Origin of the sequence: Nonomuraea wenchangensis (genome assembly GCF_900111685.1) — a bacterium.
In the GTDB taxonomy this organism is placed as follows: Bacteria; Actinomycetota; Actinomycetes; order Streptosporangiales; family Streptosporangiaceae; genus Nonomuraea; species Nonomuraea wenchangensis.
Genome location: NZ_FOHX01000007.1, coordinates 276,319 through 288,564 on the forward strand (window position 1 = coordinate 276,319; position 12,246 = coordinate 288,564).

The 12,246-nt window shown below is 74.2% G+C and carries 10 protein-coding genes; 7 read left to right on the plus strand and 3 right to left on the minus strand.

All coding sequences use genetic code 11. The annotated features are described in order from the left end of the window. Positions 1-8: 8 nt before the first annotated feature. Complete coding sequence (locus BMW85_RS22870; protein WP_091084725.1) at positions 9-815, plus strand: class I SAM-dependent methyltransferase; 807 nt, start codon at positions 9-11, stop codon at positions 813-815. A gap of 12 nt (positions 816-827) precedes the next feature. Here the strand turns inward: BMW85_RS22870 and BMW85_RS22875 are convergent, their stop codons facing one another. Both BMW85_RS22875 and BMW85_RS22880 read right to left on the minus strand, forming a co-directional pair. Further along, positions 828-1,343, minus strand: coding sequence for a hypothetical protein (locus BMW85_RS22875; RefSeq protein ID WP_091084726.1), 516 nt, complete (start codon positions 1,341-1,343; stop codon positions 828-830). Between the two features lie 53 nt (positions 1,344-1,396). Further along, positions 1,397-2,335 (minus strand): hypothetical protein, encoded by a 939-nt coding sequence (locus BMW85_RS22880; protein WP_091084728.1) that lies wholly within the window; start codon positions 2,333-2,335, stop codon positions 1,397-1,399. A 130-nt stretch (positions 2,336-2,465) separates the two neighbouring features. On the opposite strand from BMW85_RS22880, the gene BMW85_RS22885 reads away from it, so the two are divergent. The 6 genes from BMW85_RS22885 (at position 2,466) to BMW85_RS22910 (ending at position 11,102) form a co-directional block, all read left to right on the plus strand. After that, positions 2,466-3,395: a GNAT family N-acetyltransferase gene (locus BMW85_RS22885; protein ID WP_091084731.1), complete on the plus strand. Its 930-nt coding sequence runs from the start codon at positions 2,466-2,468 to the stop codon at positions 3,393-3,395. Positions 3,396-3,467: 72 nt separating this feature from the next. Then, a complete protein-coding gene (locus BMW85_RS22890; RefSeq protein WP_091084734.1) occupies positions 3,468-5,336 on the plus strand; it encodes a propionyl-CoA synthetase in 1,869 nt (622 codons plus the stop codon). A 60-nt stretch (positions 5,337-5,396) separates the two neighbouring features. Further along, positions 5,397-8,234 carry an NACHT domain-containing protein gene (locus BMW85_RS22895; protein ID WP_091084736.1) on the plus strand — a complete coding sequence of 946 codons (2,838 nt, stop codon included), beginning with the start codon at positions 5,397-5,399 and terminating at the stop codon, positions 8,232-8,234. A 100-nt stretch (positions 8,235-8,334) separates the two neighbouring features. Further along, positions 8,335-9,228: a hypothetical protein gene (locus BMW85_RS22900; RefSeq protein WP_245775007.1), complete on the plus strand. Its 894-nt coding sequence runs from the start codon at positions 8,335-8,337 to the stop codon at positions 9,226-9,228. Positions 9,229-9,239: 11 nt separating this feature from the next. Then, positions 9,240-10,160, plus strand: coding sequence for a hypothetical protein (locus BMW85_RS22905; RefSeq protein WP_091084740.1), 921 nt, complete (start codon positions 9,240-9,242; stop codon positions 10,158-10,160). Between the two features lie 30 nt (positions 10,161-10,190). Then, positions 10,191-11,102 carry a hypothetical protein gene (locus tag BMW85_RS22910; protein ID WP_091084743.1) on the plus strand — a complete coding sequence of 304 codons (912 nt, stop codon included), beginning with the start codon at positions 10,191-10,193 and terminating at the stop codon, positions 11,100-11,102. On the opposite strand, the gene BMW85_RS22915 is transcribed toward BMW85_RS22910, so the two are convergent. Further along, entirely contained in the window at positions 11,048-12,244 is a 1,197-nt protein-coding gene (locus BMW85_RS22915) for a UDP-N-acetylglucosamine--N-acetylmuramyl-(pentapeptide) pyrophosphoryl-undecaprenol N-acetylglucosamine transferase (RefSeq protein WP_091084745.1), read from the minus strand. The two genes, BMW85_RS22910 and BMW85_RS22915, sit on opposite strands and share 55 nt — an antisense overlap. Positions 12,245-12,246 lie beyond the last annotated feature (2 nt).

Here is a 12,246-nt window from a genome sequence, read left to right on the forward strand (position 1 = left end):
GTTTGGCGATGGACCGTCCGGCGACCGCCGTCTACACGCACGGCCACCACGAGTCGGTGCTGCGCTCGCACCGCTGGCGCACCGTGGAGAACTCGGCGGCGTACCTGCTGCCCCACCTCAAGCCGCACCTGAAGGTGCTGGACGTCGGCAGCGGCCCTGGCACGATCACCGCCGACCTGGCCCGCCTGACGGGCCACGTCACGGCCTCGGAGGTCAGCGCGGACGCGCTGGAGCTGTCCAGGGCCGAGATCGCCGCCCGCGGCCTGACCAACGTGGACTTCGCCGTCGCCGACGCGCACGACCTGCCCTTCGAGGACGGCACCTTCTGCGTAGTCCACGCCCACCAGGTGCTGCAGCACGTCGGCGACCCCGTACGCGCGCTGCGCGAGATGCGCCGGGTGACCAAGCCCGGCGGTTACGTCGCCGTCCGCGACAGCGACTACGCGGCCTTCGCCTGGTGGCCCCTGCTGCCCGAGCTGGACGAGTGGCTGGCCCTCTACCAGCGGGTCGCGCGGGGCAACGGCGGCGAGCCCGACGCCGGCCGGCGGCTGCTGTCGTGGGCCCGCGCCGCGGGCTTCTCCGACGTCACCGCCACCTCCTCCACCTGGTGCTTCGCCACCCCCGACGACCGCGCCTGGTGGGGCGGCATGTGGGCGGAGCGCGTCCTCGGCTCCGCCATGGCGGACCAGGCCCGCGCCACCGGAGCCGCCACGGAGGCGGACCTGCGGCGGATCTCCGCGGGCTGGCGCGCCTGGGCGGCGGCCGAGGACGGCTGGCTGTCCGTCCCGCACGGCGAGCTCATCTGCCGCCCGTAACGGAGTGCGGCGTCACAGACCGAGGGTGCGGGCGCGCTGCCACTGCGGGTCGCGGTAGAGGACCATGTCGGTGCCCAGCATCTCGTCGGGGGCCGACAGCATGGCGATCTCGCCCGCGGCCTGCAGCTGCAGCAGCAGGTCACGCACCCGCGGGCCCACGGGCAGCCGCCCGGCGGGCAGGCCGAGGCCGGTCCGCACCGTGTCGGCGATCTCCGACAGCCGGAACGGCCCGTCGAAGCGGGCCACGATCCCGCGCACGACGCTCATGGTGATGAGGTTCTCCGCCTCGGCGTGGGCGAGCTGCCAGGTGATCTGCTCCTTGCGCCGCCCGCTGCCCGCGCACGACGTGCAGCCGCGCGACAGGCCCGGGGCCACCTCCTCCTCGGCCGAGCCGAGGCAGGCCGAGCACAGGTTGTTCTCGGCCGCGTGGAGCTCGGCCGTCATCCGGCCGCCGAGGATGACGCCGCACGCGCAGGCGAACGCCTCACCGAGGATGCTGTTCTGCGGGGAGATCGTATGCTTCGTCACCGAGCCGACTCTACCGCCACCGGAGGCCCGCCGATCACGGCCGGATCACGGGCTCACCCGCGGAAGTCCGACAGGCCGCGCAGCCGCCGCAGCGCCTTCCTGGCGGCGGCCGCGATCCGCTCGTCCGGATGGTGGTCGATGAAGACCTGGAGCACCCGCCCGGTCCACGGATGGTCGCCGAAGGCCAGGATCGCGATCGTCGCGGCCTGCTCCTCGGAGTTCATCCCCATGGCGATCGACTTGACCACCTCGTCCGGCGCGTCGCCGAACTCCAGCAGCGCCGCCGCCATGTCCACCAGCACCCACGCGATCTCCTCCGGCACCGGCTGCCGCTGCGGGTTCGCCGTCCTGGCCGCGATCACCGCGCCCAGCTTCGGCTCCTCCAGCAGCCGCAGCAGCGCGTGCCGGCCCTCGTCACCGAGGTCGTGGGAGAGCACCTCGACGCCGACCGCCCGGCTGAGCGGGCTCACCGTGGCGAGCGCGGCGGCCAGGGAGGCGACGGCGTCGTCCCGGTCGCGGCCCTTCAGCCAGCCGGCCAGCTCCTCGTCGCGCTCGGCCTCCGGGTAGGAGCGCAGCGCGTGCAGCAGCGTCTCCGCGTCCGCGTCGGCGAGCGAGCCCATGACGGGGATCTCCTGCCCGGTGGTGTCGGCGATGATCAGCCGGGCCGCCCAGAGGCCGAGCCAGCTCAGCGTGTACGGCTCCGCCGTCCGCACCAGCCCGAGCCCCGCCAGCGTCTTCGGCGCCTCCCCCTTGACCGGCTCGCGGGACAGGAACAGCCGGATGAGCTCCACCAGCAGCCCCTCGTCGGCGGCCAGCCGTTCCCTGCAGTGGTCCGCCCAGGCGGCCAGCACCTCGGCGTCGCCGCCCGCCGCCTCCAGCGCCCCCAGCTCATCGGCCAGCGGGGCGGCGCGGACGGCCGCGGCCAGCGTGGCCTCGTCGGGCAGCCGGATGGGCGGCTGCAGGGGCAGCGTCTCGTCGTCGTAGGACCTCACGAGCCCATCCTTTCGCGTTCTTTGCGATAGAGTGCCCGCTGACGCCGAAAAGTCGGAAGAAAGGAGGCGCTGAGATGTTCGGCACTGCCCCGGGCGCTTCGCGCGCCCTCTTCCCCTTCTCGGAGGAATCGTGCTTTTCCGTACCGCGGTCGGCGACGACCTAGACCGCCTGCTCGGCTGCGTCGTCGACGAGTCCGTCAGCTGGGCCCACCCTGACCGCCTCCTGTCGTTCCTGGAGAGCGGACACTACCGCTACGACCGCATCTGGCTGGCCCTCGACGAGGACACCGGCGACATCCTGGCCCGCGCCGTCTGGTGGGGCTTCCCCGACGGGCGGCCGCTCGCCCTCGACTGCGTCCACGTCCACCCGTCCGTCCGGGACCGGGTCGCGCTGGCCGCCGAGCTGCTGGAGCGCGGCCACGCCGCGTTCGGCGACCGCCCGGCGTACCACGTGTTCCTGTCCGAGGGCTGGCGCGAGGACCCGAAGGCCGCTTCCGCGCTCGCCTGGCGCAAGGAGGCCGTGGGCCGCGCCGGGCTCACCGACGAGCTGGAGCGCCTGCGGCTCGCGTGGACGGCCGACGAGCCCGTGCCCGAGCCGTCGGACCGGCTGGTCTTCCGCGGCGATGACGACGACGAGGCGTTCGTGGCGGCGTTCCGCCGGGTGGCGGAGGGCACGCTCGACCACGCCACCAGGCTCTCCCTGCGCACCATGGACCCCGAGGAGCAGGCGCGCCAGGACGTCGCCGACTACCGGCAGATGCCGGGGGACCGGTCGTTGTGGCGGCTGGCGTACTCGGCCGCCGACGGCTCCCTGGTGGGCGTCGCGCTGCCGTCGGCCAACAACGCCGGGCCCGTCGTCGGCTACCTCGGCGTCGTGCCCGAGCACCGCGGCCACGGCTACGTGGACGACCTGCTCGGCGAGATCACCCGCTGTCACGCCGAGCGGGGCGTGGAGCGCGTCGCCGCCGACACCGACCGCGGCAACACGCCGATGGTGAAGGCGTTCGAGCGGGCCGGCTACCGCACCTTCGCCATCCGGCTGGTGCTGTCGGCCGGCTGACCGCCGAAACGATCGGGCCGCCGCCGGGCCGGGCACTTGCGCCATGGGCCCGGCGGCTGGTCTGATCGATAAGTGGCTGGTTATGACGAGGCTTACCGGCGAAGCATCCGGCATCCCGAGGAGTTCTGGGCCGAGGCGGCCCGTGGCATCGACTGGGACACGGCTCCGGCCACGGTCCTCGGTCCCGACGGCCGCTGGTTCCCCGACGGGCGGCTCAACACCTGTCACAACGCGCTCGACCGGCACGTGGCGGCCGGCCGCGGCGGGCAGCCGGCGCTGATCCACGACAGCCCGGTCACCGGCGCCGTGCGCGTGCTCAGCTACGCCGAACTGCTCGACGAGGTGGCGCGCACCGCGGGCATGCTGCGCGACCTCGGCGTGGGCGCCGGCGACACCGTCGTGATCTACATGCCGATGGTGCCCGAGGCCGTGGTCGCCATGCTGGCCTGCGCGCGTCTCGGGGCGGTGCACTCGGTGGTGTTCGGCGGGTTCGCCGCCCGCGAGCTGGCGGTGCGCGTCGACCACGCCCGGCCCAAGGTCGTGCTCTCCGCCTCCTGCGGCATCGAGCCGAGCCGGGTGGTGGCGTACAAACCGCTGCTGGACGCGGCGCTGGAGCAGGCCGCCCACCGGCCGGAGCGGTGCGTGATCCTGCAACGCCCGCAGTGCCCCGCCGAGCTCACCGAGGGCCGCGACCTCGACTGGGCCGCGACCGTGCGCGACGCCGAGCCCGCCCCCTGTGTGAGCGTGGCCGCCACCGACCCGCTCTACGTCCTCTACACCTCCGGCACCACCGGCTCGCCGAAGGGCGTGCTGCGCGACAACGGCGGCCACGCCGTCGCGCTGCACTGGAGCATGGCCAATGTGTACGGCGCCGCCCCCGGCGAGGTCTTCTGGGCGGCCTCCGACGTCGGCTGGGTCGTCGGCCACTCCTACATCGTCTACGCCCCGCTGCTGGCCGGCTGCACGACCGTGCTGTACGAGGGCAAGCCCGTCGGCACCCCCGACCCCGGCGCGTACTGGCGGGTGGTGGCCACGCACGGCGTGCGGACGCTGTTCACCGCGCCGACCGCGATCCGCGCCATCAAGAAGGAGGACCCCTCCGGAGAATTCGCGAAAAAGTGGGACCTGTCCGGGCTGCGGCACCTCTTCCTCGCCGGCGAACGCCTCGACCCCGACACCTACCACTGGGCCGCCGACCTGCTCGGCGTCCCCGTCGTCGACCACTGGTGGCAGACCGAGACCGGCTGGCCCATCGCCGCCAACTGCGTCGGCATCGAGACCCTGCCGGCCAGACCCGGCTCCCCGACCAAGCCCGTGCCCGGCTGGGACGTGCACGTCCTGGACGCCGCCGGCAACGACTGCCCGCCCGGCGTCGAGGGCTCGGTCACGGTCAAGCTGCCGCTGCCGCCCGGCGCCCTGCCCACCCTCTACCGCGACGAGGCCCGCTTCCGCTCCTCCTACCTCGAACGCCATCCCGGCCACTACCTGACCGGCGACGGCGGCCACTTCGACGCCGACGGCTACCTCTACGTCATGGGCCGCATCGACGACGTCATCAACGTCGCCGGGCACCGGCTGTCCACCGGCTCCATGGAGGAGGTCCTGGCCGGCCACCCCGACGTCGCGGAGTGCGCCGTCATCGGCGTGGCCGACGAGGTCAAGGGACAGGTCCCGGTCGGCTTCGCGGTGCTCAAGTCCGGCTCCGAGCGCGACCCCGAGGAGCTGGAGCGCGAGCTGGTCGCCCTGGTGCGCGAGCGCATCGGGCCGGTCGCCGCCTTCCGCCGCGCCGTCGTGGTCGCCCGGCTGCCGAAGACCCGCTCCGGCAAGATCCTGCGCGGCACGATGCGCGACATCGCCGACGACCGCCCGTACACCACCCCGTCCACGATCGAGGACCCCGCCGCCCTGCCGGAGATCGCCGAGGCGATGAAACGGGCATGAAAGGAATGTGACCGCGGCACCCAGCGCTGACGGGACAACCCCAGTCCCCGGGAGAAGGCCATGATCGAGACCCCGAGCTACGCCGACGCCCTGCGGATCCTCGGCTGCAAGGACGGCAGGCTGGCCAAGGTGATCGGGTTCGCCGCGGCGGCCGAGCGCAGCGGGTGGCCGCTGGCCGGCGCCGGGCAGCTCGTCATGGGCGTGGCCGACATGCGCGCCTCCGTCGTCCGCTACGGCGAGGACGTCCTCGGCCGCCTGCCGGAGCTGCGCGGCGGCGTCGACCGGCACACCCGCACCCAGCGCCTGGCCGCCGCGCACGCCGTCATCGTCGTCTCCGCGTACTTCGAGGCGCTCGGCGAGGCCAAGCTGCCGTTCACGCTGGAGCAGCTCGACCGCACCGAGAAGATCGCGCGGGGTGTGCCGACGCCCGAGCGCTTCGCCCGCCTGATGGCCGCCCTCATGCTGGAGCGCCTGCCCACCCCCGAGCCGCACATCCCCTTCGGCGAGACCCGCCAGGCGGTGGAACGTGCCTACGCGCGCATGTCGGAGGCCCTGGCCGGCTACGCCGCCGGCCTGCCCGTCTGGGACGAGCTGAGCCACGACGACCAGATCCTGCTGCCCCGGATGCTCGCCGAGGGCCCGCCCGCCCACGCCCTGCGCCTCTACGACGAGAACTACCGTTCGCTGGCCCTCGACAGCCACGAGTTCGGGGTGCGCAGCCTGGTCACCGAGCGCCCCCAGCCCTCCACCGCGCTGTCCAGGGTGGCGTGGCTGCTGGCCGAGCTGGCGCCGCCCCGCGTCGGCGACCGCCCCATGGTCCACCTGGCCCGGATGGCCGCCAACCTGCTCGACCAGCCGCTCCTGCTGGCCGGCAAGCTGCCCGAGGACGTCTACCTGCCGCTGCTCGGCGAGGGCTACCTCACCCCGCGCTGCCGGGTGGCCGAGCTGACCCGCGACGCCTCGCCCGCGCTCGACGGCTGGTGGGAGGACCAGCGGCTGCTGCCCGACACCGAGGCGTTCCTCGTCGGGCACCTCACCTCGCTGCGCGCCACGCTGGCGCCGCTGCTCGTGCTCGGCGACCCGGGCTCGGGCAAGACCAAGCTGACCGAGGTGCTGGCCGCCCGCCTGGCCCGCTCGGAGTTCCTGCCGATCCGGGTGGACCTGCAGGGGGTCGCGCCGCGCGCGGACGTCACCGAGCAGATCGAGCAGGCCATCGCCGCCGTGCTCGGCGAGGAGGTCTCCTACGGCGACCTCGTGGAGGCCGCCGGCGGGGCGCAGCCGGTGATCCTCCTCGACGGCCTGGACGAGCTGCTGCTCGGCGGCGCCGGCCGCTACGACTACCTCGCCCGCGTGGAGGAGTTCCAGCGCCGCGAGGCCGGGCTCGGCCGTCCCGCCGCGGTCATCGTGACCAGCCGCACGGTCGTGGCCGAGCGCATCCGCTTCCCCGACGGGCTGCTGGCGCTGCGGCTCCTGCCGTTCGAGGACGACCAGGTGCGCCAGTGGCTGGAGATCTGGGACCAGGCCAACCGCGCCCTGCTGGCCCGCCGCGACCTCACGCCACTGCCCGCCGAGGCCGCGCTCGCCCACGGCGAGATGGCCCGCCAGCCGCTGCTGCTGCTCCTGCTCGCCCTCTACGACGCCGGCGGCAACGCCGCGCAGCAGGACGACCCCCGGCGGCGCCCGCTCAAGCGCTCCCGCCTGTACGAGGTGCTGCTGCGCGACTTCACCGAACGCGAGACCGGCGGCGCCGGCCGGGTGGTCATCGACCAGGAGCTGGTGCTGCTCGGCGCGGCGGCGCTGTCCATGCTGGCCCGAGGCCGCCAGGTCATCACCGACGAGGCGCTCGAACGCGACCTGCCCGCCCTGTGCCACGGCGGCGAGGACGACCCGGCGGACGCCGACCCCGACCGGGCGGCCCCCGCCGGCTGGGCGCGCAGGGCCACCGAGCGGTTCTTCTTCGTCCGCCGGGGCGGCCACGCCTTCCTGCACTCCACCTTCGGCGACTTCCTGGTCGCCTGGCTGGCCGTCTACGCGCTGCGCGACCTCGACCGCAGGCGCAGCCTCGCCGGCGACGAGCCCCTGGCGCTGGTGCAGAGCGTGGACGACGACCTGCTCTACGCCGTCATCTCCCACTCCTGCCTGGCCGAGCGCGGGCCGATCGTCGGGTTCGTCATCGACCTGCTCGACGACGTGCCGCCCGAGATCAGGGCCCGCTGCGTCGAGCAGCTGTCCGGGCTGCTGCGCCGCTCCCTGCACGAGTGCGGGCGCCGCCATTTCACCGGCTTCCGCCCGGTGCGGCACAGCCTGGCGCGGCGGCTGGCGGCGTACTCGGCGAACCTCGCGCTGCTCGTCGTGGCCGCCGCCGACGGGCCGGTCCGCGTCTCGGAGCTGCTGCCGGGGCCCGACGCGCCCGAGCGCTGGTCCTCCTTCACGCACCTGTGGAAGGGCCAGCTCGGGGAGGAGGGATGGAACGGCCTGGTCACCGCCCTGTCGGCGCGGCGGGTCGTCGAGAACGGCGAGGAGGACGTCGTGCTCGGCGCCGACGACCCCACGGGGATGGGGGACGCGGTCGTCGCCGTCGCCACCGGGTACGGCCCCCGCCACCGCCGCCTGCTCGACCTGCTGCTGCGCGCGCTGGGGGAGGGGCGGCCCCTGCCGTACCGCGACCGGGTGGGCATCCTGGAGGAGCTGCTGCGCACGGCCGCGGTCCGCTCGCCGGCCGTGCACCAGGCGCTCGGCGCGCTGTGGGCGGAGGGCGGCGCCGACCACGCGCGGCTGCGGCCCCTCCTGCGCGCCGTGCTCGCCGATCCGCGCGAGCGGCGGGCCGCCTGGGAGCTGCTGGTCAAGGCGGGCATCCCCGAGACCGCGCTGTGGGAGATCCAGCAGGACGATGTTTGAAATCCGTACCTCCGGCGACATTCGAGGCTGACACACGAGCGGATTGTTACGTAATATCCACATACCGAGCTTGGGGGGCGCCAGGGTGCCAGGACAGAGCGTGGGTGTGGTGGTCGATCCGGCGGTTCCGCCGGAAGTCGCCGGGATGTTACGCGTCAACGCCTCGCTGCTGTCCAGGATCCGCGCCGGATGGACGCCCCACGGACCCTCCTGCGGATCCCGCCGGCCGCGCCGCGGCCCCTCCAGCACTCTGCTGCTGGCCGCCACCCCGGTGGTGATCGCCCTCATGGCCGTCCTGCTCGACTCGCCGTTCGCGCCGGCCGGGTTCGTGCTGCTCGGCACCTTCGTCTTCGTCGTCCTGGTAAAGATCGCCTCCATGAGCGAGCCGCCCGAGGACGAGCGCCCCCACGAGCGCCAGGTCTACGAGCAGGCCCGCTTGTACGACGGCCGCTACTTCCTCGGCGAGGACTTCGACCAGGAGGCGCGGCTCGTGCTGGGCCGCGCGCAGCGCGCGGTCGGCGCGGTGCTGCGCTCCCACGTCAACGCCGAGGGCCTGCTCGACGACGCGGGCAACGCCGTCATGCTGCCCGCCCAGGAATGGGAGATCGCCCGCCTGCTGGCCAAGCTCTCCGCCTTCCGCCGCGAGCACCGCGAGCTGCGCGAACGCGGCCTCGCGCCCGAGGTCGCCCCGGTGCTCCAGCCGCTCGAACGCGCCCTGTCCGCCAGCGAGGCGGCGGTGGTCGCCCGGGTCGAGGCTCTGGAACGTTACGCCGGCCACGTACGCGAGGCCGAGCGCGCCTACCACGCGCACGCCCAGATCGAGGAGCTGCGGACCCGGCTGCCGCGCTACGAGGAGCTGCTGGCCGAGTCGGGCGCCGACGGGCTCGCGCTCGCGGAGCTGGAGAAGCTGGCCGGCGACGCCGACACGCTGGAGCGCACGCTCCGGCACAGCGTGGAGTCCGCGCACGTGGCCTTCCGTCACCTGGAAAGCTGACGGCCGCCCCCATGACCGACATCCTGCCCGGCCGCCACGGGAAGGTCGTGGTCGATCCCGCGCTCTCCCGCGAGGTCGCCGACCTGCTGCGCGCCAACCACGCCCTGCTGGCCCGCGTCCACGGGGGCTGGCGGCCCCCGCCCAAGGGCGCCGACCCCACGCTCGGCCTGGCCGTGAGCGTCGGCGCCGGCGTGGTCGCGGCGGTGCTCGCCCTGTACGGCCTGGCCCTGTTCGCCGCCGGGCGCTACACGTCCTTCGCGATGACCATGACGGGCGCTGCCGTGCTGACCGTCGCCGTGCTGCTTCGGCCGCGTACCGACGCCGCGACCGAGCGCCGCCGCGCCCTCGAACGCGAGGTCCACCAGCACGCCCGCGGCCACGAGGGCCGCTACGTCCTGGACGAGCAGCTCGACGAGCCCGCCCGCGCCCTGCTGGCCCGCGCGGGAACGGCCGTCGAGCAGGTCATGGCCTCCCGGATCAACGCCGAGGGCCTGCTGGACGACGTGCGCAACGCCGTCATGCTGCCCGCGCAGGAGTGGGAGATCGCCCGCCTGCTGGCCAAACTGTCGGCGCTGCGCGCCGAGCACCAGGAGGTGATCGCCGAGGGGGTGACGCCGGAGGTGGCCGCCGTGGCCGGGCCGCTCGCCGAGGCCCTCGACAGCAGCGAGGCCGCGGTGCTCGCCCGCGTCGAGGCGCTGGAACGTTACGCGGGGCACGTCGCCGACGCCGAGCGCGCCTACCGCGCCCGGCGGCAGATCGAGCGGCTCAGCGCCCGCCTGCCCCGTTACGAGGAGCTGCTCGTGGAGTCGGGCGCCGACGGCGCGGCCGTCCCGGAGCTCGACGGATTGTCCGAGGAGGCCGGCCGCCTTGAGCAGGCGTTACGCGACAGCGTCAGCTCGGCTCACGAGGCTTTTCGCCATCTTGGGGGGTGATTTGGCTTAGGATCCGAATTTGTGGCGGATATGGTGGTCGATCCCCAGATACCACCGGACGACGCGCAGGTGCTGAGGCAGTCCCGGCGCGTGCTGGTCAAGATGCGCCAGGGCTGGGCGCCGCAGTCGCGCCGCGCCTCGCCGGGCGCGAGCCGCGGCATGGTGGGGATCCTTGCCGGAGTGGTCTTCTTCGGGCTGGTGCTCGGCCTCGGGGCGGGGGTCAGAGGGGTCGTGTTCATGCTCCTGCTGTTCGGCCTCCCCCTGGTGATCGGGCTGTTCGCCCGCCAGGACCTGTCCGGGGAGGACGAGGACGACACCGAGCGCGCGACGTACGAGCTGCTCCGCTGGCACGAGGGCCGCTACGTGCTCCTCGACGACCTCGACGAGTCCGCCCGGCGGCTGCTGGCCCGCGCGCAGCGGGCCGTCGCCACCGTCACCGGCTCCCGCGTCAACGCCGAGGGCCTGCTGGACGACGCCCGCAACGCGGTGATGCTGCCCGCCGAGGAGTGGGAGATCGCCCGCCTGCTGGCCAAGCTGTCGGCGCTGCGCACCAAGCACCGCGAGACCGTCTCGCGCGGCCTCACGCCCGAGGTCGAGGCCGTCGCCGAGCCGCTGGCCCGCGCGCTCGACGGCAGCGAGGACGCCGTGCTCGCCCGCGTCGAGGCGCTGGAACGCTACGCCGCCAACGTCACCGAGGCCGAGCGCGCCTACCACGCCCACGAGCAGATCGAGGAGCTGCGCGGGCGGCTGCACCAGTACGAGGAGCTCGTGGCCGAGACCGGCGCGGACGGCTTCGCGGTGCCCGAGCTGGACCGGCTGGCGGCCGACGCCGACCGGCTGGAGCAGGCGCTCAGGCGGAGCGTGAGCTCCGCCCGCGAGGCATTCCGCTACCTGGACCCGGGAGCGCCGAAAGAGGTGCCGGGAGCCCCGGGCGAGCCCTGACCCACACCGGGGGCTCCCGTGTGGGCCACCTGCAGCAGCAGGTCGCACAGGGCGTCCGCGGCGTCCACGCGGCCCAGCTTGGCCGCCGCCTGCCCCATCGCGGCGCGCAGCCCGGGATCGGCCAGCAGCGGCATCAGCTCCGCCAGGAGCTGGTCGGCCGACGGCCGCGGCTCCAGCAGCGCCCGCGCCGCCCCCGCCGAGGCCAGGTAGCCGGCGTTCTTGCGCTGCTCGTCGCCGCCCGTCGGGATGAGCGGGATCAGCACGGCGGGCTTGCCGATCGCGGTCAGCTCCGACACCGTCCCCGCGCCGCTGCGCGCGATCACCACGTCGGCCGCGGCGAACAGGTCGGCCAGCTCGGCCCCCACGTACGGCACGGGGTGGTAGCGGTCGGCCAGCTCGGCGGGCACCGGCACCGCGCGCATCTGCTCGATCCAGTTGGGCCCGCACTGGTGCACGACCTGCGCGTGCGGCAGCAGCCGCGGCAGGATCTCGGCGATGAGCGTGTTGATCTGCTTGCTGCCCTGCGCGCCGCCGGTCACGTAGATGAGCGGCACCTCGAACGTCAGCCCGAACAGGTCGTAGGCCGCCGCCCGGTTGCCTGCCAGCAGCTCCGGCCGCACCGGGTTGCCGGTCACCACGGCCTTGGCGCGGGCGGAGGCGGGCAGGTGCTCCAGCGACGACTCGTGCGACAGCGCGATCCGGGTGGCGAGGCGCGACAGGATCCGGTTGGCCAGCCCCACGACGGTCGTCTGCTCGTGCATGACGAGCGGGCGGCGGATCAGCTTGGCCGCCACGCCGATGGGCACCGCCACGTAACCCCCGGTCGACAGCACCACGTCGGGAAGGTAGCGGGCCGCGTGCCCGATCGCCTGGAACACCCCGACCGGGATGCGGAACACGTCCGCGATGTTGGTGCCCAGCTCCCGGAGGTTGGGACGGCGGCGCAGCTTGCCGGTCGTGATCGCCTTGAACGGGATGCCGTGCTCGGCCGTGATCCTGGCCTCCAGGCCGCTCGCGGTGCCGACCCAGAGCACGTCGTGCGGCACCCCACGGCGCTGGAAGGCGGACAGCGTCGTCAGGGCCGGGTAGGTGTGACCTCCGGTGCCGCCGCCGGTGATCAACAGTCGCAGGGTTCGAGACATGC